This window comes from Salmonella sp. SAL-020 (assembly GCF_017372215.1).
Classification (GTDB): Bacteria; Pseudomonadota; Gammaproteobacteria; order Enterobacterales; family Enterobacteriaceae; genus Salmonella; species Salmonella enterica.
In genome coordinates this window covers 925,866-947,004 of record NZ_CP071690.1, presented here as the reverse complement: position 1 = coordinate 947,004, position 21,139 = coordinate 925,866, and the positions used below count along the sequence as shown (strand labels likewise).

At 52.0% G+C, this 21,139-nt stretch carries 16 protein-coding genes and 1 CRISPR repeat array; of the genes, 8 read left to right on the top strand and 8 right to left on the bottom strand.

Annotation, left to right across the window (positions count from 1 at the left end):
* Window positions 1–74 precede the first annotated feature (74 nt).
* Window positions 75–1,787, bottom strand: coding sequence for an assimilatory sulfite reductase (NADPH) hemoprotein subunit (cysI, locus tag J1G48_RS04500; RefSeq protein WP_001290670.1), 1,713 nt, complete (start codon window positions 1,785–1,787; stop codon window positions 75–77).
* A complete protein-coding gene (cysJ, locus tag J1G48_RS04495; RefSeq protein ID WP_000210932.1) occupies window positions 1,787–3,586 on the bottom strand; it encodes an NADPH-dependent assimilatory sulfite reductase flavoprotein subunit in 1,800 nt (599 codons plus the stop codon). Before cysJ ends, cysI begins: the two co-directional genes overlap by 1 nt.
* Before the next feature lie 423 nt (window positions 3,587–4,009).
* Between cysJ and queD the strand changes: the two genes are divergently transcribed.
* On the top strand, window positions 4,010–4,372 hold the full coding sequence (queD, locus tag J1G48_RS04490) for a 6-carboxytetrahydropterin synthase QueD (RefSeq protein ID WP_000108313.1): 363 nt from the start codon (window positions 4,010–4,012) through the stop codon (window positions 4,370–4,372).
* A gap of 87 nt (window positions 4,373–4,459) precedes the next feature.
* On the opposite strand, the gene J1G48_RS04485 is transcribed toward queD, so the two are convergent.
* From J1G48_RS04485 to mazG, 5 genes are all read right to left on the bottom strand, one after another.
* Window positions 4,460–5,257 (bottom strand): MBL fold metallo-hydrolase, encoded by a 798-nt coding sequence (locus J1G48_RS04485; RefSeq protein ID WP_001207998.1) that lies wholly within the window; start codon window positions 5,255–5,257, stop codon window positions 4,460–4,462.
* A 100-nt stretch (window positions 5,258–5,357) separates the two neighbouring features.
* A CRISPR array of direct repeats spans window positions 5,358–5,995; the repeat unit is 27 nt; unit sequence GTTTATCCCCGCTGGCGCGGGGAACAC.
* 296 nt (window positions 5,996–6,291) lie between these two features.
* Window positions 6,292–6,963, bottom strand: a complete 672-nt coding sequence (gene queE / locus J1G48_RS04480) for a 7-carboxy-7-deazaguanine synthase QueE (protein WP_001199961.1) — start codon at window positions 6,961–6,963, stop codon at window positions 6,292–6,294.
* Window positions 6,964–7,098: 135 nt separating this feature from the next.
* Window positions 7,099–8,397, bottom strand: a complete 1,299-nt coding sequence (gene eno / locus J1G48_RS04475) for a phosphopyruvate hydratase (RefSeq protein ID WP_000036734.1) — start codon at window positions 8,395–8,397, stop codon at window positions 7,099–7,101.
* Between the two features lie 82 nt (window positions 8,398–8,479).
* The gene (pyrG, locus tag J1G48_RS04470) at window positions 8,480–10,117 is read right to left on the bottom strand and encodes a CTP synthase (glutamine hydrolyzing) (protein ID WP_000210863.1); all 1,638 of its coding nucleotides are present in this window, start codon (window positions 10,115–10,117) and stop codon (window positions 8,480–8,482) included.
* 227 nt (window positions 10,118–10,344) lie between these two features.
* The gene (mazG, locus tag J1G48_RS04465) at window positions 10,345–11,145 is read right to left on the bottom strand and encodes a nucleoside triphosphate pyrophosphohydrolase (protein WP_000210451.1); all 801 of its coding nucleotides are present in this window, start codon (window positions 11,143–11,145) and stop codon (window positions 10,345–10,347) included.
* Between the two features lie 607 nt (window positions 11,146–11,752).
* Here mazG and J1G48_RS04460 point away from each other — a divergent pair.
* The 7 genes from J1G48_RS04460 (at window position 11,753) to J1G48_RS04430 (ending at window position 18,535) form a co-directional block, all read left to right on the top strand.
* Entirely contained in the window at window positions 11,753–12,340 is a 588-nt protein-coding gene (locus J1G48_RS04460; RefSeq protein ID WP_000842512.1) for a fimbrial protein, read from the top strand.
* 133 nt (window positions 12,341–12,473) lie between these two features.
* Window positions 12,474–15,119, top strand: coding sequence for a fimbrial biogenesis outer membrane usher protein (locus J1G48_RS04455; protein WP_001678019.1), 2,646 nt, complete (start codon window positions 12,474–12,476; stop codon window positions 15,117–15,119).
* A gap of 12 nt (window positions 15,120–15,131) precedes the next feature.
* Window positions 15,132–15,905 carry a fimbria/pilus periplasmic chaperone gene (locus J1G48_RS04450; RefSeq protein ID WP_001044459.1) on the top strand — a complete coding sequence of 258 codons (774 nt, stop codon included), beginning with the start codon at window positions 15,132–15,134 and terminating at the stop codon, window positions 15,903–15,905.
* A 19-nt stretch (window positions 15,906–15,924) separates the two neighbouring features.
* Window positions 15,925–16,431: a fimbrial protein gene (locus J1G48_RS04445; RefSeq protein ID WP_000178270.1), complete on the top strand. Its 507-nt coding sequence runs from the start codon at window positions 15,925–15,927 to the stop codon at window positions 16,429–16,431.
* 14 nt (window positions 16,432–16,445) lie between these two features.
* Complete coding sequence (locus J1G48_RS04440) at window positions 16,446–16,916, top strand: fimbrial protein (protein WP_000832393.1); 471 nt, start codon at window positions 16,446–16,448, stop codon at window positions 16,914–16,916.
* Window positions 16,913–17,449 carry a fimbrial protein gene (locus J1G48_RS04435; RefSeq protein ID WP_001079646.1) on the top strand — a complete coding sequence of 179 codons (537 nt, stop codon included), beginning with the start codon at window positions 16,913–16,915 and terminating at the stop codon, window positions 17,447–17,449. Before J1G48_RS04440 ends, J1G48_RS04435 begins: the two co-directional genes overlap by 4 nt.
* 54 nt (window positions 17,450–17,503) lie before the next feature.
* The gene (locus tag J1G48_RS04430; protein ID WP_001072353.1) at window positions 17,504–18,535 is read left to right on the top strand and encodes a hypothetical protein; all 1,032 of its coding nucleotides are present in this window, start codon (window positions 17,504–17,506) and stop codon (window positions 18,533–18,535) included.
* Between the two features lie 349 nt (window positions 18,536–18,884).
* Here J1G48_RS04430 and relA read toward each other — a convergent pair whose 3' ends face one another.
* Complete coding sequence (relA, locus tag J1G48_RS04425) at window positions 18,885–21,119, bottom strand: GTP diphosphokinase (RefSeq protein WP_000226831.1); 2,235 nt, start codon at window positions 21,117–21,119, stop codon at window positions 18,885–18,887.
* Window positions 21,120–21,139 lie beyond the last annotated feature (20 nt).

Below are 21,139 nucleotides of genomic sequence, written 5' to 3'. Positions count from 1 at the left end.
TGGCGCTTCGCTTATCAGGCCTACGCGGGCGGTAGGCCGGATAAGGCATTTATGCCGCCATCCGGCAATTCAGGTTATTCCCAGAAATCACGCGCGGGATCGAGCACCGGGCGAATGATGCCCGCACGCACCGTAAAGTCGCCGAAGCCTTCACCCGCTTCACGCTCTTTCGCCCAGCGCCCAATCAGTTCATCCAGCGAGGCCAGAATATCCGGCTCGGTGATATTTTCTTGATACATCCGTGGGATACGTGTCCCAATACGGTTTCCACCAAGATGCAGGTTATAACGACCAGGCGCTTTCCCTACTAAGCCAATTTCCGCCAGCATCGCGCGACCACAGCCGTTCGGGCAGCCGGTCACGCGCATCACGATATGCTCATCAGGAATGCCGTGTTTTTCCAGAATCGCTTCCACTTTGTCCGTGAACGACGGCAGGAAACGCTCGGCTTCCGCCATCGCCAGCGGGCAGGTCGGGAACGATACACAGGCCATTGAGTTTTCACGCTGCGCGCTCACCGCATTCATCAACCCGTGGTCGCGCGCCAGCGTCTCGATCTTCGCTTTCTGGCTTTCCGGCACGCTGGCAATAATCAGGTTCTGGTTAGCGGTAATACGGAACTCGCCCTGATGAATCTTCGCGATCTCCAGCAGGCCGGTTTTCAGCGGGCGCCCCGGATAATCCAGGATACGACCGTTTTCGATAAACAGCGTCAGGTGCCAGTTGTTGTCGATCCCTTTCACCCAACCGATACGATCGCCGCGACCGGTAAACTCATACGGGCGGATCGGCTCAAATTTGATCCCCGCGCGACGCTCGACTTCCGCTTTAAATGTCTCCAGTCCCACGCGCTCAAGGGTGTATTTGGTTTTGGCATTTTTCCTGTCGGTACGGTTACCCCAGTCGCGCTGCGTCGTCACTACCGCTTCGGCCACCGCCAGGGTGTGCTCCAGCGGCAGATAGCCAAACTCGCTGGCCGTACGAGCGTAGGTTTTCTTATTACCATGCTCAATAGACAGACCGCCGCCCACCAGCAGGTTAAAGCCGACCAACTTGCCGTTTTCGGCAATCGCCACGAAGTTCATGTCGTTGGCGTGCAGATCGATATCGTTTTGCGGCGGGATCACTACCGTGGTTTTGAACTTACGCGGCAGATAGGTCTGCCCGAGGATCGGTTCTTCATCGGTGATCGCGACCTTCTCCTGATCGAGCCAGATCTCCGCATACGCACGGGTGCGCGGCAGCAGATGTTCGGAGATCTTCTTCGCCCACTCGTAGGCTTCAGCGTGCAGCTGAGACTCGTAGGGATTGGAGGTGCACAGCACGTTACGGTTCATATCGTTAGCGGTCGCCAGCGCGTCCAGCCCCACCGAGTGCAGCATCTGGTGCACCGGCTTGACGTTCTTCTTCAGAATGCCGTGAAACTGGAAGGTCTGGCGGTTGGTCAGACGGATACTGCCATAAATCGTGTTATCCGCCGCGAATTTGTCGATCGCTTGCCATTGCGTCGTAGTAATCACCCCGCCCGGCAGACGGCAGCGCAGCAGCATCGCGTGACGCGGCTCCAGCTTCTGCTCGGCGCGCTCGGCACGAATGTCACGGTCATCCTGCTGGTACATGCCGTGGAAGCGGATCAGCAGGAAGTTATCGCCTTTAAAACCACCGGTGAGACCGTCGTTCAGATCTTCCGCAATGGTACCGCGCAAATAGTTGCTTTCCAGCTTCATGCGCTCGGCATCGGACAGTTTACCTTCGACCACCAGTGGGCCTGGATGTTTTTCGCTCATTAGTAGACATCTCGCTGATAACGGCGCTCGACGCGCAGCTCACTTAAATATTCATCTGCCGATTCGAGGTCCATACCGCCGAATTCAGCGATCACTTCCAGCAATGCTTTTTCGACATCTGCGGCCATGCGCCTGGCATCGCCGCAGACATAAATATGCGCGCCATCATTGATCCAGCACCACAGCTCGGCACCCTGTTCACGCAGCTTGTCTTGTACGTAAATTTTTTCTTTTTGATCGCGGGACCAGGCCAGATCGATCCGGCTCAGCACGCCTTCTTTCACGTAGCGCTGCCACTCCACCTGATAGAGGAAATCTTCGGTAAAGTGCGGGTTGCCGAAGAACAGCCAGTTCTTGCCTTCCGCACCGTCGGCGGCGCGTTGCTGCATAAAGGCGCGGAACGGCGCGATACCCGTACCTGGGCCAATCATAATCACCGGAGTCTGCGGATTCGCTGGCAGGCGGAAATTATCGTTGTGTTCAATAAAGACGCGCACTTCGCCCTCTTCTTCCACGCGGTCGGCGAGGAAGCTGGAAGCACCACCCGCGCGGGCGCGGCCTTCAATATCGTAGCGCACGACGCCGACGGTTACGTGTACTTCGCTTTCGACTTCCGCCTGCGCGGAGGCGATGGAGTACAGACGCGGCGTCAGCGGACGCAGCAGGCCGATTAATGCTTCAGCGTCGAGCTGCGCCGGAGAGAAACGCACCATATCAACAATGGGCGTGGTCGCGGCGTAGTGCTGGAGCTGCGCTTTGTCGCCCACTAATGGCAACAGCGACTCACTGCGCGTCAGGGTCGCGTAGTTCTCAACAATGTTGGCGGTATTCACCGTCAGCTCGAAGTGCCACTCCAGCGCTTCGGCGAGCGGCAGGGTTTTACCATCAACCGTCACCGGCTCATCGCCTTTCAGCCACAGCAACTCAACCAGCTCCTTCACCAGAGCCGGATCGTTCTGATACCAGACGCCCAGCGCATCGCCCGGCTGATAGCGCAGGCCGGAGTCGCCTAAATCAATCTCAATATGACGCACATCTTTTTCCGAGTTGCGACCGGTGATTTTCTGATTCACGGAGAGGGTCGCGATCAGCGGCGCGTCTTTAGTATAGGGGCTGGTGTGGATGTCGTTTACCGCGCCAGTAGCGACGGATTGCGAAGGTGCCGCGACAGGTGCGCGAGACTTCAGAACATCAACCACGCGGGCGCGCCATTCGCTGGCAGCTGCCTGATATTCAACGTCAGCATCGACACGGTCGAGCAGACGTTCACCGCCCAGTTCCGCCAGTTTGCTGTCGAAATCTTTTCCGGACTGGCAGAAAAATTCATAAGAGGTGTCGCCGAGGCTAAACACGGCAAAAGCGGTGTTTTCCAGTTTCGGCGCTTTTTTGGAGAACAGGAATTTATGCAGCGCGACGGCCTCTTCCGGCGGCTCGCCTTCTCCCTGGGTGGACGTCACTATCACCAACAGTTTTTCACTGGCAATCTGTTTGAATTTGTAGTCGCCGGCGTTCACCAGTGTCACATTAAGGTTGGCCGCCAGCAGATCATCACGCAGCGCTTCCGCCACACGACGCGCATTGCCGGTTTGCGAAGCGGAGATAAGCGTAACCCCCGGCATCTTCCGCTCAGGAACAGGCGTGACGGCAACAACGCCTGAGCGCGGGTTCAGTACGCCCCAAAAATAGCCGGAGACCCAGGCAAGCTGTTCGGGAGTAAGGTCGGTTGTCGCGGCCTGAAGGCGCGCCAGTTGCTCCGGATTAAGCGGAAGCAACCCAGTCAGTGGAGCCGGTGTCGTCATGCGTCGTTATGTTCCAGTAAGCAAAGCGGATCTATACACAAAATCATTCAAGTTCGCCGTAAGCTGAGCGCGCCCCAGGAGCGTACATAAATACGTGACTGGGGTGAGTAAACGCAGTCAACACAGATGCGGCTTGAAAGATGAAATGTATAAGCGATAAATCCCAAACTGAGGATAAGGTTAACGGTGAGAGGAATAACAATTAAAGAAGGGTTGGAAATAACAAATAACCAAATGAACTAACCTGTTTTAGTTATCGTTATTAACGCCAAAATCGATTTTATAATTGATTGATAATTATTAAATTTTCTGGAAATTCTTAAATTAATTGCCCGTCACAAGGCGGAGAATGGTTTTAGTTAATGATAAAAAATGCGCTTTCCGGTACCCTACGGCGGTTTTTTTATTGCCTGAGAGTTCATCATGTCCACCACGTTGTATAAAGATTTCACCTTTGAAGCCGCTCACCGCCTGCCTCACGTGCCTGAAGGGCATAAGTGCGGCCGCCTGCACGGACACTCGTTTATGGTGCGTCTCGAAATTACCGGTGAAGTCGATCCGCATACCGGTTGGATTATGGATTTCGCGGATCTCAAAGCGGCGTTTAAACCGACTTACGATCGTCTTGATCACTACTATCTGAATGATATTCCAGGGCTGTCCAATCCCACCAGCGAAGTGCTGGCAAAATGGATTTGGGATCAGGTTAAGCCCGTCGTGCCGCTACTGAGCGCCGTGATGGTGAAAGAGACCTGTACAGCCGGCTGCGTCTATCGCGGCGAATAAGGTTTATTAACGCGTGGGCTGGATGTCAAATTGATTCCAGCCTATCCACACGACGTTTTATCAGTGAAAACATTGTCCAGCGCGGTGTTAAAAGCGCAGCACATCACCGGTTGCAGGTGCGGTTATTTCCGGTAGCCACAACCGCCCCCAGGCCCCTGTACAGTGACAACCGCATAGTTTTTCAGGTTTTTGTTCTTGCAGAAAGCGCCTGACTCGCCACAGCGTGAACGGTGATGCGCAGCGGAGATGAAATCCGCCGACAAGCGCGTAAATCCGCTTTATACCGGTAATGTTCTGACAGTGCCGGACAATATTTGCGATCCCCCGATGCCCGCATCCCGTAATGATGACTAATCCTTTTGTCGATTGGTAAATCAGTACGCCCTCATCCAAAATGGAGTCCGGCTCCGCATCGTGGCCGCCAAAAATGCCGTAGGCTTCAGGCGCAACCACCGGTATTTCCCCTGACCAGATAAAGTTTTTGCCAATCGGCAGGGGGTCACGCGTGTACATCATTCGGTAGCGTGAATAGTCCACCTCACACGACAATTTTTTTATTTTTCGGGTAATACCGAGAAAAGTCATTGCCGCATAACGTTCGCGCGCAATATCGGGATGGCAGATGATTCGACTGTTATCAGGAAGCCACGGCACGCCGCCGCAATGATCGTAATGACCATGCGAAAGCACCACAGCAGACACATCGGACAGGTCGATCCCCATCGCCAACGCGTTTTGCATAAAACTGCCATCAGGGCCGGTATCGAACAAGATCGACGTAGACTCATCCTCGACTAACAGGCTTAATCCTGGCCGGGCCTTCAACGATTTATCCGCTCCAGCTCCCTTATGATTTTCGAGCAATACCCTGATCCTTAACGCCATGGCCTTCTCCTGTAGAAAAGCCTCCCCCGGGAAAACGCGGCCTTTTTACTTTACAGGTTTGTACCAGCCATTACTGGTACACAGATTATGATTATGCAACGGCTATCCTTGTTGGCGCGGGGAACACGGCTACACGCAAAAATTCCAGTCGTTGGCGCACGGTTTATCCCCGCTGGCGCGGGGAACACCCGATTAAGATCCGCAGTCTGCATCAGTAACTCGGTTTATCCCCGCTGGCGAGGGGAACACCGATTCTACGGCAACAGGCCAGGCTGCGACCGCGGTTTATCCCCGCTGGCGCGGGGAACACATCAAACATGGAAACCCCTTTAATGAGAGCAACGGTTTATCCCCGCTGGCGCGGGGAACACTCAGGAACGCGCGGCGGAAGAGCTTGGTGTTTGCGGTTTATCCCCGCTGGCGCGGGGAACACGCTGCCTTTCCCGGAGTTCCGGCCCCTAAATTGGGTTTATCCCCGCTGGCGCGGGGAACACTCATGCGCTATAAAAATCAGACTGTCACATGCCGGTTTATCCCCGCTGGCGCGGGGAACACTGATTATTGACGACAACAGCACAGACCGGCAGCAGTTTATCCCCGCTGGCGCGGGGAACACAATAATCGGCAATTTGTCCTGGACAGGCACGGCAGTTTATCCCCGCTGGCGCGGGGAACACGAATCTGGAGGCCAACAGCGCGGCGAAATCCTCAGTTTATCCCCGCTGGCGCGGGGAACACACTAAACGTATGTCATTGTTTATAAACTACTTTTTATCAGCACCACATTCCACCAACATAATCGCAACAATTTAAATTATTAAAGAACAGCTAATTTGCTGATTTTGATGCAAAAAAGTTCATAGAATGATTTTTTCTTTAAATTTACCAAAATAGCGCGATCCGTGCATCGCTATGGAAAAATTTATCAGCGCTTTTATACACTCATCGAAATTCACATAGAGAAAATAAACAATGCAAGGTAATGGATGAGTCACAGACGGCATCGGCAGGCCGTCTGTAAGCTTAGTAATGCATCAGGCGATATTTAAATATTTATGCGTTTGCATAGACAGCCGCCAGTTACGTGCAATACACGTTTCAATACACAGACGCGTCGCGTCTTCTTTCTGGCTAATGGGCTGCAAAGCAATCACGCGCGGTTTATCATCGCTCAACGTGGCTAACAGTTCATCCAGCGCCTCAATATCACGAACTCGCCCAACGGGATGCTTGATTTCATTGGCGCGCTCCAGCGCCTGGGAAAGCACGTCATATCCCCCGCGCATATTCACTTTTGGTGAAACCGTGACCCAGGTGTTAGGCGTACAGCGCACTTCATGCGTCCCGCTGGTTTCAATCTGGCAACTAAAACCACTCTTTTCAAGCAGATCGGTGAGCGGCATGAGGTCGTGAATACAGGGTTCGCCACCGGTGATGACAACGTGACGCGCGGTATAGCCCTGACGGTTAATTACTGCCAGCAAGTCTTCACTGCTCGCAGCACCCCATTTGTCGCTCTCTTTGGTTTTTGCCAGAATGCTGAACAGAGACACTTCCCGATCGCTCAGTTTATCCCAGGTATGCTTAGTATCACACCAGGCACAGCCGACCGGACATCCCTGTAAACGAATAAAAATAGCGGGGACGCCGGTAAAATAACCCTCGCCTTGTAGAGTCTGGAACATCTCGTTAATCGGGTACTGCATAGCGTTCTCTGTTAAGGGGATAATCGTTAATTATTGCAGATTTCGTCTGCCCGGTCATGCACAGCGGCTGCGCTATTGAACAGATACAAAAAAACCCGCCGAAGCGGGTTTTTACATTAAGAGGTAAAAGCAGGATTACGCCTGGCCTTTGATCTCTTTACGACCGTTGTACGGTGCTTTTTCGCCCAGAGCTTCTTCGATACGAATCAGTTGGTTGTATTTAGCAACGCGGTCAGAACGGCTCATAGAACCGGTTTTGATCTGGCCTGCAGCGGTACCAACAGCCAGGTCAGCAATGGTAGCGTCTTCAGTTTCACCAGAACGGTGAGAGATGACAGCAGTGTAGCCAGCATCTTTCGCCATCTTGATTGCAGCCAGCGTTTCGGTCAGAGAACCGATCTGGTTGAATTTGATCAGGATGGAGTTAGCGATGCCTTTCTCGATGCCTTCTTTCAGGATTTTGGTGTTGGTTACAAACAGGTCGTCACCAACCAGCTGGATTTTGTCGCCCAGTACTTTGGTCTGGTATGCAAAACCGTCCCAGTCAGACTCGTCCAGACCATCTTCGATGGAAACGATCGGGTACTGTTTGGTCAGTTCTTCCAGGAAGTGGGTGAATTCTTCGGAGGTGAACGCTTTGTTGCCTTCGCCAGCCAGAACGTATTTACCGTCTTTGTAGAATTCAGATGCTGCGCAGTCCATCGCCAGGGTGATGTCTTTACCCAGCTCGTAACCAGCCGCTTTAACCGCTTCAGCGATAACAGCCAGCGCTTCAGCGTTGGAACCCAGGTTCGGCGCATAGCCGCCTTCGTCACCCACAGCGGTGTTCATGCCTTTGCCTTTCAGCACTTTTGCCAGGTGATGGAAAACTTCAGAACCCATACGGATGGCTTCTTTAACCGTTTTCGCGCCAACCGGCTGGATCATGAATTCCTGGATGTCGACGTTGTTGTCAGCGTGCTCGCCGCCGTTGATGATGTTCATCATCGGAACCGGCATGGAGTATTTGCCCGGCGTGCCATTCAGTTCAGCAATGTGCTCGTACAGCGGCATACCTTTAGCGGCAGCAGCAGCTTTGGCGTTAGCCAGAGAGACAGCCAGAATGGCGTTTGCACCGAAGTTAGATTTATTTTCAGTACCGTCCAGGTCGATCATGATTTTGTCGATGCCAGCCTGGTCTTTAGCGTCTTTGCCAAGAATAGCCTGAGCGATCGGGCCGTTAACCGCGCCAACAGCTTTGGTTACGCCTTTACCCAGGAAACGGGATTTGTCGCCATCGCGCAGTTCCAGCGCTTCGCGGGAACCAGTAGAAGCACCTGACGGAGCCGCCGCCATACCTACGAAACCACCTTCCAGGTGTACTTCAGCTTCAACAGTCGGGTTACCACGGGAGTCGATGATTTCACGACCGATGACTTTAACGATTTTGGACATTAGGTTTTCCTCAAGTCACTAGTTAAACTAAAACTTCAGACAAACGGTGCACCGCTGAGGGTGCACCGCCGTTCTAACTTTTTTACTTCGCCTGACGTTTCTGATGCTCGTTGGCGGCTTTAACAAAGCCAGCGAACAACGGATGTCCATCACGCGGCGTGGAAGTAAATTCCGGATGGAACTGACAGGCCACGAACCACGGATGATTCGGTACCTCAATGATCTCGACTAACTGATCATCACCGGAACGGCCTGCGACACGCAGACCCGCTGCTTCAATTTGTTTCAACAACATATTGTTGACTTCGTAACGATGGCGATGACGTTCAACAATCGTTGACGCGCCGTACAACTGACGTACCAGACTGTCATCGCTAAGCTGGCACTGCTGCGCGCCCAGGCGCATGGTGCCGCCCAGATCGCTTTTCTCGCTACGGACTTCAACGTTACCGTCTTCATCGCGCCACTCGGTAATTAACGCCACAACCGGGTACTTACAGTCTGGCACAAATTCCGTTGAGTTGGCGTTGTCCATGCCGGCCACGTTACGAGCGAACTCAATCAACGCAACCTGCATCCCCAGGCAAATGCCCAGATAAGGAATATTGTTTTCACGCGCATAGCGCGCAGTGGCGATTTTACCTTCAACGCCACGATAGCCGAAGCCGCCGGGGATCAGGATAGCGTCCAAATCTTTCAGAATTTCGACGCCGCGCGTTTCAACATCTTGCGAATCGATCAATTTGATGTTGACGGTAACGCGGTTTTTCAGACCACCGTGTTTCAGCGCTTCGATCACCGACTTATAGGCATCCGGCAGTTCAATATATTTGCCGACCATGCCGATAGTCACTTCGCCTGCCGGGTTCGCTTCTTCGTAAATGACCTGTTCCCATTCAGACAGGTTAGCTTCCGGACAGTTCAAGCTGAATCGTTTACAAATATAATCATCAAGCCCCTGAGATTTCAACAGGCCTGGAATTTTATAAATGGAATCGACATCTTTCATTGAAATAACGGCTTTTTCCGGCACATTACAGAACAATGCAATTTTTGCACGCTCGTTGGCAGGAACCGCACGGTCGGAACGACAAATCAGAATATCGGGCTGAATACCGATAGACAGCAGCTCTTTCACGGAGTGCTGAGTCGGTTTAGTTTTCACTTCGCCCGCAGCCGCCAGGTAAGGTACCAGCGTCAGGTGCATAAACAGCGCGTGTTCACGACCGATATCTACCGCCAATTGACGAATCGCCTCAAGAAACGGCAGCGATTCGATATCACCGACGGTACCGCCGATTTCCACCAGTACCACATCGTGGCCTTCGCCACCTTCCAGCACGCGCTCTTTAATCGCGTTAGTGATGTGAGGGATTACCTGTACGGTTGCGCCCAGATAGTCGCCACGGCGTTCTTTACGCAGAACGTCGGAGTAGATGCGGCCAGTCGTGAAGTTGTTGCGGCGAGACATCTTGGTGCGGATGAAACGCTCGTAGTGCCCCAAGTCCAGGTCGGTTTCAGCGCCGTCTTCAGTAACGAACACTTCCCCGTGTTGGATTGGGCTCATAGTACCCGGATCGACGTTGATGTACGGATCCAGTTTCATGATGGTCACGTTGAGACCACGGGCTTCCAGAATGGCTGCGAGGGAGGCTGCGGCAATGCCTTTACCCAGAGAGGATACGACCCCGCCGGTCACAAAAATATAGTTCGTTGTCATGCGGAACCTGAGAAGTTAGGTTTAAAAGACGATGGAATAACCAGGACGGGAAAGCAGTATACCCGAACATGACCTACGCCACAAACTTTCATTATTCCTCCTCTTCGTCAGGCTGACATTCACACAGGGAGGGAGAAAATAGCCCCTTTGAGGTAAATGTTTTTGACGTAAATCAAGCGCTTGTTATTTAAAAAATCACACAAATCGCTCTTGACCGCCTAAAACCTTTAGAGATCAATTTCCTGGCGTTTTACTTCCTGCCAAACTTCTTCCATTGTTTCCAGGTCTACCCCGGTCATTTCCAGGCCTCTGGCTGCGACAATACGTTCAACTTCGCGAAAACGACGTTCAAATTTATCGTTCGCTTTTTGCAAAGCGAGCTCCGCTTTCGTACCTAAATGACGCGCCATGTTGACCGTGGCAAAGAGCAAATCGCCCATTTCCTCTTCCAGTTTAGCCTGATCAACAACCGCCTGCCGCGCCTCGAACATCACCTCATCGATCTCTTCATAGACCTTATCGACGACCGGTCCCAGCGTCGTCCAGTCAAAGCCCACGTTTGAGCAACGTTTCTGGATTTTTTGCGCGCGCATCAAGGCCGGTAAGCTGCGCGGAATATCGTCCAGCGCGGAATGCTGCGCTTTTTGCGCGCGCTCTTCCGTTTTGATTTGCTCCCAGCGAACTAATGCTTCTTCGCTATTATCCGCGGAAAGCTCGCCGAAAACATGCGGATGGCGGCGCTCCAGCTTGTCGCTGATGGCAGCGCAGATATCATTAAAATCGAAGCGGCCTTCTTCCTGCGCCATCTGCGCGTAAAACACCACCTGGAACAACAGGTCGCCCAGTTCGCCGCGCAAATCGTCAAAATCCTCACGCGCAATCGCATCCAGTACTTCATAGGTTTCTTCCAGCGTATAAGGCGCGATGCTGGCGAAGGTCTGCTCTTTATCCCACGGGCAGCCGTTTTCCGGGTCGCGCAGGCGCTGCATGAGGGTGAGAAGACGGTCAATTTGATGGTTAGTTGTCATGGTTTTTAATCGGTTGTAAATACTAGCGACAATTGTAACGTATTATTCTTAACCATTCACGCACAGAGATACTACGACAACGCCTATATAATAAAATATATTGTTAACAGGCGTTGAATGCTACCTTTCCCGTATAACTTTAAAATTATTAATCGATACACAACAATATAATATATCATATAACTAATTTATTAAAAAACAGATATTTGCACCAGGCATTATAAATAACATCAATTAAGTAAAAAAATTATGCAAACACTATAAGCCTCCCCCCCCCAAAGAGCCTTCCCTTTCAAAAAAAATAAATTATTTCACTTTTACGGAAAAACGAGTAGCATGCACGCCAGTTTAATATTCAAAAAAGACCGCTTTTTTGTTTTTTCTGGAACATACATGAAATAAATATATTGAAAGTATTACATATAATATTCTATGAGCAGGTACGATCATTCAGCTCATAAGAATATACTCATAAAAATGTAGAAATATAATATTTTTATTATGACCTATTTTTTACCCAAAGCCCGCAGCATGGCTCTATGCCGCATATCCCTTGGTATACGCGTACAAAATGTTGCCATAAAACACGTTAATTAAGGATAACACGATGAAGTCATCTCATTTTTGTAAACTGGCAGTAACTGCATCTTTAGTTATGGGAATTGTCTCCGGCGCTCAAGCCGCGGGTAGCAACACAGCGAAGGTCACTTTCCTTGGTAATATTGTTGACTCCCCCTGCTCCGTCACATTGGATACGGAAGATCAAACAGTCAATATGGGTTCAAGTATCGGTAATGGCACGCTGAGTAATGGTAAAACGACCATCAACAATGCCCGTACCTTTCATATCGATCTTGAGGGTTGTACCTGGGCTACCGAGAAAAATATGAATGTGGTATTCACTACAGGTAGTGGAACCACAGCGGCTACAGGCGCCACGGATAATCTCGCGCTGATGAAGACTGACGGCACTGGCGCTATTAGCAACGTAAGCCTGGCAATCGGCGATGCTGGCAAAAACAATATCAAACTGGGCGATACCTATACACAGGCCATTGCGGACCTGGACGGAGATACCATTCTTGATGAGAAGCAAAGCCTGAATTTCACCGCCTGGCTGGTTGGCGCAGCAACCGGTACCGTGGGCACAGGTGAATTCAGCAGCGCCGCCAACGTCACTATCTCTTACCTGTAATTCAGTTAACAGAGTCACGACGATAATACCCTGCCGCTTTAGGTAGGGTATTCCTGTTGAGTTTTATTGCGGAATATATTTGATGAATAACACATGGAAAAGTGTTCTTTGCCCAATAGCGTGCGGAGTGGGAATGCTTCTAAGCCTCTCCCCTTATAGCGCGTCAGGCAAAGACATCGAATTTAATACCGATTTCCTCGATGTAAAAAATCGCGATAACGTTAACATTGCACAGTTTTCTCGTAAGGGTTTTATTCTGCCAGGCGTCTACCTTTTACAAATTAAAATTAACGGACAGACTCTGCCGCAGGAATTTCCTGTTAACTGGGTTATTCCAGAACATGATCCACAAGGAAGTGAGGTTTGCGCAGAACCAGAATTAGTTACGCAATTGGGTATAAAGCCGGAACTCGCGGAAAAACTCGTCTGGATAACGCACGGTGAACGACAATGTCTGGCGCCAGATTCACTGAAAGGCATGGATTTTCAGGCTGACCTGGGACACTCCACGCTGCTGGTGAATTTACCCCAGGCGTATATGGAATACAGCGATGTCGACTGGGACCCGCCCGCCCGCTGGGATAATGGTATTCCCGGCATCATTCTGGATTACAACATTAATAATCAGCTCCGCCACGATCAAGAAAGCGGCAGCGAAGAGCAAAGCATCAGCGGCAACGGGACGTTAGGCGCGAACCTGGGCGCATGGCGACTGCGGGCCGACTGGCAGGCCAGCTACGACCATCGTGACGATGACGAGAACACTTCCACCCTCCACGATCAGAGCTGGAGCCGCTACTACGCCTATCGCGCACTACCGACGCTCGGGGCCAAACTTACGCTGGGCGAAAGCTATCTCCAGTCCGATGTTTTCGACAGCTTTAACTATATCGGTGCCAGCGTCGTTTCTGACGATCAGATGCTGCCGCCGAAACTGCGCGGCTATGCGCCGGAGATCGTGGGCATTGCGCGCTCTAATGCCAAAGTCAAAGTCTCCTGGCAGGGGCGCGTACTGTATGAAACGCAGGTGCCCGCAGGACCGTTCCGTATTCAGGATCTCAACCAGTCCGTTTCCGGTACGTTGCACGTCACCGTGGAAGAGCAGAACGGTCAGACCCAGGAGTTTGACGTTAACACCGCATCGGTTCCCTTCCTGACGCGCCCCGGCATGGTGCGCTACAAGATGGCGCTGGGCCGCCCGCAGGACTGGGATCATCACCCCATTACCGGCACATTCGCCTCGGCGGAAGCTTCGTGGGGGGTCACCAACGGCTGGTCGCTCTATGGCGGCGCAATTGGAGAAAGCAACTATCAGGCCGTGGCGCTGGGAAGCGGTAAGGATCTTGGCGTGGTGGGCGCGGTGGCGGTCGACATTACGCACTCCATCGCCCACATGCCGCAAGACGACGGGTTTGACGGCGAAACGCTGCAGGGTAACTCATATCGCATCAGCTACTCCCGTGACTTTGATGAAATCGACAGCCGACTAACCTTTGCCGGATACCGCTTCTCAGAAAAGAACTTTATGAGCATGAGCGACTATCTGGATGCGAAAACCTATCATCATCTCAATGCCGGTCACGAAAAAGAACGCTATACGGTCACCTATAACCAGAACTTCCGTGAACAGGGCATGAGCGCCTATTTCAGCTACTCACGCAGTACCTTCTGGGACAGCCCGGATCAGAGTAACTATAACCTGTCTCTTTCCTGGTACTTCGACTTAGGGTCGATAAAAAATCTCAGTGCGTCGCTGAACGGCTATCGCAGCGAATATAACGGTGATAAAGATGATGGCGTTTATATCTCGCTGTCTGTTCCCTGGGGCAATGATTCCATCAGCTACAACGGTACGTTTAACGGTAGTCAACACCGTAATCAGCTCGGCTATTCCGGCCACAGCCAGAACGGCGATAACTGGCAGCTTCACGTCGGGCAGGATGAACAAGGCGCACAGGCAGACGGTTATTACAGCCATCAGGGCGCGCTGACGGACATCGATCTGAGCGCGGATTATGAAGAAGGATCGTACCGTTCGCTGGGCATGTCGCTGCGCGGCGGCATGACGCTGACCACCCAGGGCGGCGCGCTACACCGGGGAAGTTTAGCGGGCAGCACACGTTTGCTGGTTGATACCGACGGCATTGCGGACGTCCCCGTTAGCGGTAACGGCTCGCCAACCTCAACCAACATTTTCGGCAAGGCCGTGATTGCGGATGTCGGAAGCTATTCGCGCAGCCTGGCGCGTATCGATCTGAACAAATTGCCGGAGAAGGCGGAAGCTACTAAGTCGGTTGTGCAGATCACGCTCACCGAAGGCGCCATCGGCTACCGTCACTTTGACGTGGTCAGCGGCGAGAAAATGATGGCGGTTTTCCGGCTGGCAGACGGCGACTTCCCACCGTTCGGCGCCGAAGTGAAAAACGAGCGCCAGCAGCAGTTGGGCCTGGTGGCCGATGACGGCAACGCCTGGCTGGCGGGCGTAAAAGCCGGGGAAACATTGAAAGTCTTCTGGGATGGCGCGGCGCAGTGTGAAGCATCACTCCCGTCCACGTTTACACCGGAGCTATTGGCCAACGCGCTATTGCTGCCGTGCAAAATGCTGGAAGGTCAGCCCCCCACCGCACCGCAGAAAAGTTCTCCGCTGCCTGCGCAACCGCTAATCCAGGAACATACGCAAACCGATGGCCAACCGGCCGCGCCGGTGGCGACAACCACTCAAACCCCGCCCATACCGCTGGCTGACAACCATGCGGTGAATCGCAAGGATATGGAATAAAGGGAACCTGTAATGAACAAGACCAACCATTTTAAGCGCCAGGCGCTTATCGCTTCGGTATTACTGGCTGCGCCGCTGGTATCGCACAGCGCGATTGTGCCGGATCGTACCCGCGTTATTTTTAACGGCAATGAAAATTCAATCACCGTCACGCTGAAAAACGGCAACGCCACTCTGCCCTACCTCGCACAGGCGTGGCTGGAAGACGATAAGTTCGCCAAAGATACCCGCTATTTTACCGCCCTGCCGCCGCTGCAGCGTATTGAGCCAAAATCCGACGGGCAGGTTAAAGTCCAGCCGTTACCAGCCGCGGCTAGCCTACCGCAGGACCGGGAAAGTCTGTTTTATTTCAACGTGCGGGAAATTCCGCCGAAAAGCGATAAGCCTAATACGCTCCAGCTGGCGCTGCAAACGCGTATTAAGTTTTTCTACCGCCCGGTAGCCGTCGCCCGGCAGGTGGATAAGACGCACCCGTGGCAGACGAAGCTCACGCTGACCTACCAGGGCGATGGTGTGATCTTCGACAACCCCACACCGTTTTACCTCGTCATCAGCAATGCCGGTAGCAAAGAGAACGAAACCGCCTCCGGCTTTAAAAACCTGCTGATTGCCCCGCGTGAAAAAGTGACCTCTCCCATCAAAGGTGCCTCGCTCGGCAGCTCGCCGGTGGTGGGCTACGTCGATGATTACGGCGGCCATCGCCTGCTGGTTTTTACCTGCTCAGGGAATACCTGCAAGGTCAATGAGGAAAAAACCCGTGACGCTGAGAAGAAAGCGAATAAGTAATCCTGTGCGAAAGAGATCTATGACGATGTTGACTCGCTGGAAAATGCTGGTGCTGCTGTGCGGTGGATTCGTTACCGGCACCGAGGCTGCCGGCACAAAAACCGTGCAACTGGAGCTGCATCTGGTCGTCACTCAACCACCGCCCTGTACGGTAGGCGGCGCTTCCGTAGAGTTTGGCGATGTCCTGACCACCAAAGTTGGCGATGCTTCTCAAACGAAACCTGTGGGCTACAGCCTGAACTGCGATGGCAGAGCGAGTGACTATCTGAAGCTACAAATTCAGGGAACCACCACCACCATCAGCGGGGAGCAGGTTCTGCAAACTTCGGTGCAGGGGTTAGGCATCCGTATTCAGCAGGCGGGCAATAAGCAACTGGTTCCGGTTGGCATAACGGATTGGCTGAACTTCACCCTGAGCGGCAGCAATGGGCCAGAGCTGGAAGCCGTACCGGTTAAAGAGCCCACCACGCAGTTAGCGGGTGGCGATTTTAACGCCAGTGCGACGTTAGTCGTGGATTACCAGTGATGGAGAGATTCATAGTGAAAAGGGTGCTTATCCTGACGCTTTTAATCACCCAGTTTGCCTGCGCCGACAATTTGACCTTTCACGGCAAACTGATAAACCCGCCCGCCTGTACTATCAATAACGGTGAAATGCTGGAGGTCAGTTTTGGTAGCGTCATTATTGATAATATTGACGGCGTCAATTACCTGACCGAGATCCCGTGGACCCTTACCTGCGACAGCAGCTTTCGCGATGACGCATTAACTTTTACGTTGAGCTATCTGGGCACGGCGACGCCTTACTCCGCAAAAGCCTTAACCACCAGCGTCCCTGAGCTGGGCATTGAACTTCAACAGAACGGCACGGTGTTTCCTCCCGGCACGTCGCTAACCATCAATGAGTCATCGCTTCCCACACTAAAAGCCGTGCCGGTAAAACAGCCCGGTAAAGAGCCTGCCGAAGGCGATTTTGAGGCTTTTGCCACGTTACAGGTGGATTACCAATGAACCGTATTTTTCAAACTGCCGGGCATTTGATCGGAGGCGTAATGTTATGGGCGGTTTGCAATACGCTACCTGCCGCCACGCCTAATGTGCACTACAGCGGTAAGCTGGTTGCCGGCGCCTGTAACCTGGTAGTGGATAATGACACGATGGCGACGGTGGATTTTCATACTATTGGCAGTGACAATTTCGACGCCAGCGGGCAAACGACTCCTGTTCCATTCACACTTAGCCTCCAGGATTGCAAAACAGCGCTAGCCAACGGCGTGCTGGTGACCTTTCAGGGCGTTGAAGACAGTACCCTGCCCGGACTGCTGGCGCTGGAGCCCTCGTCGGAAGCCAGTGGTTTTGCGATTGGCGTGGAAACGGCTGCACAGCAACCAGTGAGTATCAATGCAACAGTGGGTACAGCTTTTGTGCTGAAAGAAGGGATTACCACCATCAACTTGCAGGCCAGGCTGCAAAAATACGCTGGTGAAGAGGTTATGCCGGGGGAATTTTCGGGTAGCGCAACAGTGAGTTTTGAATATCAGTAACTTCTCAAGTTATATACTCATTTCTAATATTTTATTTAAATAATGGAAATTTAAATGAATCAAAAAGTATTATTTTTTCTAAGTATAATTGCATATCCTGGGATAACTCAGGCCATTAACCAAAATGTAATGATTGAACCATTAGTAATACGTGACTCAACAAATTATTTAGTACTACCTCAGGCTCAACAGGCTGAATTCTCACAATGCAAAAGCTGGCCGCATGATAGCACTGTTATTCCAGCAAAATATGAGGCAACCCTGCTTAATGGAAGTCTCATATCTATGTTTATTGGTGGCATAACAGTTAATTTATATACAACAGCAGATGTCAAAGTTAATACAGATGCCCAGTGTACATTACTCAATGGTAATTTTCCTGGTTATTACGGCATAACATGCTTTGTTACTGGTTATGACACAGACAAAGCTGTACCTGTAAGGACAGATAATGGCATGTCAATTATCGAAAGTAAATTATATGCTACAGGAACAATGAGATATATAACAGAGATCCCGATGGATGGCAGTGGCTTTCAGGGTATGGCGATTGGTGGTGCAGTAGTAATTAATACAGGCGCAATAACACCAACCCCTAATACGGGTGTTATTTCTAACATAACAATGCCACCACTATATGATCCCGGGTTTATTTTTACGGTACCTGGATGCGGTCAATACAAATATCATTCTGGGACAGGTTCTGTTTTTACGAATAACAATTCAACTTATACGGTTGCATCGCCGATTGGTTTCATAACTGCGTCTTTGGATAAGAACTCCGTGTTAAATTATAATGAACTTCATTATAACGATAAGGCAGAAAATATAGAACTAGGGAAAATTTATTTGATGTATAAGGAGAAAAATGTCACGTGGGGTGAAGGATTCGATTATACATTGGAAAATAGCACGATCAATGTAGTTTGTGCTGATAGCAGGATTAAAACAAATGTAGATTATCAATGTAGGAATGGTGATATGGGGGCATGCAACAATGGCGAACTGGGAAGAATAATCGGCAACTGGGAACGAATAAACGTTGATACTAATTGCAGCGTGACAGTTATTTTGCCCTGGCAATAGTATTTTTCTTAATAGATCTGAGTTTACGATTGCATACTTTTATACTCATATACCCTAAATAATTCGAGTTGCAGGCAGGCGGCGACGCAGTGACAAATTCGTCTGATACGAATTTGAACAGCCGAAGGCTGCCTGCGGTGGGGGACAAGGATGTCCCCCATCAATCCCCGGGGCTTACGCTGGTCAGTGACTGGGGGGAGCGAGGACAAATTGGCAAGGCCGATGTGAACGCCACTTACGGCGGCCCTTTAGGGCGAGGCCCGGAGAGCCGGGCCATGCCAACACACAGGCAACGTAAAGTATAACGGGTAGATATATCAGACTACTTTGTAGATAATAACGTTTCACTTTACCCCCCGTGCAGTCGCCGTGCATCAATCACATCCGGCACCTGGTTCAGCTTACCGAGCACGCGGCCCAGCACCTGCAGGTTGTAGATCTCGATGGTCATATCAATGGTGGCGATCTGCTGTTTAATGTCGCTGCGGCTGGCGACGCCCAGCACGTTGACTTTTTCGTTAGCCAGAATAGTGGTGATATCGCGCAGCAAGCCGCTGCGATCGTTGGCCTGGACGCGCACCACCAGCGAATATCCCGCCGAGTAGCTTTCGCCCCATACCGCCTCTACGATCCGCTCCGGCGCATGGGAGCGCAGTTCCGCCAGCTGTTCGCAGTCGGCCCGGTGCACGGAAATTCCCCGCCCCTGAGTAATGAAGCCGACAATTTCATCGCCAGGAATCGGCTGGCAGCAGCGGGCAATGTGGTGCATCAGGTTACCAACCCCTTCCACCACCACGCGCCCGTCGTCTTTACGACGATTTTGCGGCGCGTATGTTTTTTGCTGAAGCTGTTTCAGCGCCGCTGCATCCTGCTCCTCCGCACTCGGCTTATTGAACTGCGATTGCAGGAAATTCACCATCTGATTAAGACGGATATCGCCGCCGCCTATCGCCGCCAGCAACTCTTCCAGCTCATTAAAGTTGTAGCGCGGCAGCAGATGTTTTTCTGCCTCTTTCAGGCTAATCCCCAAATGCGCCAGCTCATCGTCGAGGATCTGCCGTCCAGCCTGGATATTTTTGTCACGATCCTGCTTGCGGAACCAGGCGTGAATTTTCGAGCGTCCGCGGCTGGTCGTCACATAGCCCAGGTTTGGATTCAGCCAGTCGCGGCTGGGATTCGGCTGCTTCTGAGTGATAATTTCAATTTGATCACCCATCTGCAACTGATAGGTGAATGGCACAATACGGCCGCCGATTTTAGCGCCAATGCAGCGGTGCCCAACATCGCTGTGGATGTGGTAAGCAAAATCGAGCGGCGTAGATCCGGCAGGCAAGTCAACCACGTCGCCTTTTGGCGTAAAAACGTAGACCCGATCGTCAAACACCTGGCTGCGCACTTCATCCAGCATTTCGCCGGAATCGGCCATCTCTTCCTGCCAGGCGATCAGCTTACGCAGCCACGCAATTCTGTCTTCATGACCGGAGCGCACGCCGCCGGACGCGGCGCCTTCTTTATACTTCCAGTGTGCCGCCACGCCCAGTTCGGCGTCTTCATGCATCTGTTTGGTACGGATCTGGATCTCAACGGTTTTACCGCCCGGTCCCAGGACCACGGTGTGGATAGACTGGTAACCGTTCGGTTTCGGGTTAGCGACATAATCATCGAATTCATCCGGCAGGTGACGATAGTGCGTATGCACTATCCCCAACGCGGCGTAGCAGTCCTGCAGACGTTCAGCGACAATACGCACGGCGCGCACGTCAAAGAGTTCATCAAACGCCAGATGCTTTTTCTGCATTTTGCGCCAGATGCTATAAATATGTTTTGGTCGTCCGTAGACCTCCGCCTGCACGCCTTCGTTTTTCATTTCGGCGCGCAGATGTCCAACAAACTCTTCGATGTAATGTTCGCGATCGAGACGGCGCTCATGCAGCAGTTTGGCGATGCGTTTGTATTCCGCCGGATGCAGGTAGCGGAAACAGTAGTCTTCCAGTTCCCACTTCAGTTGCCCGATGCCCAGACGATTAGCGAGCGGCGCATAGATGTTGGTACATTCTTTCGCCGCCAGCACGCGCTCATCTTCCGGCGCCTCTTTCACTTCGCGCAAATGAGCGATTCGCTCGGCCAGTTTGATCGCCACGCAGCGGAAATCATCCACCATCGCCAATAACATTCGACGGACGTTATCAACCTGCTCCGAAGAAACAGAGTCGTTATGAGTGGCGTTTAGCTGACGGATCGCCGCCATATCGCGCACGCCATGAATCAGGGTAACGATAGATTTGCCGACGCTTTCGCGCAGTACATCTTCGCTGACTACGTTGGCGTCGGCCAGAGGGAACAGTAGCGCCGCCCGCAGCGTGTCGATATCCATACTCAGCGTGGAAAGAATTTCTACCATCTCCACGCCACGCCACAGCAACAGATCCGCATCCGGATGTCCTTGTGTCTGTTGCAGGCAATACGCCCAGGTTTCGGCTAAGCGCTCACACGACTGCTGGCTGGAAATTCCCAGGCTTGCGATCCACTTCTTCGGATCAAATTCACCAGCTTTATTAATATGTGCACTTCTTACCGCGACCATCGTCCTCTCCTTAAGGGACC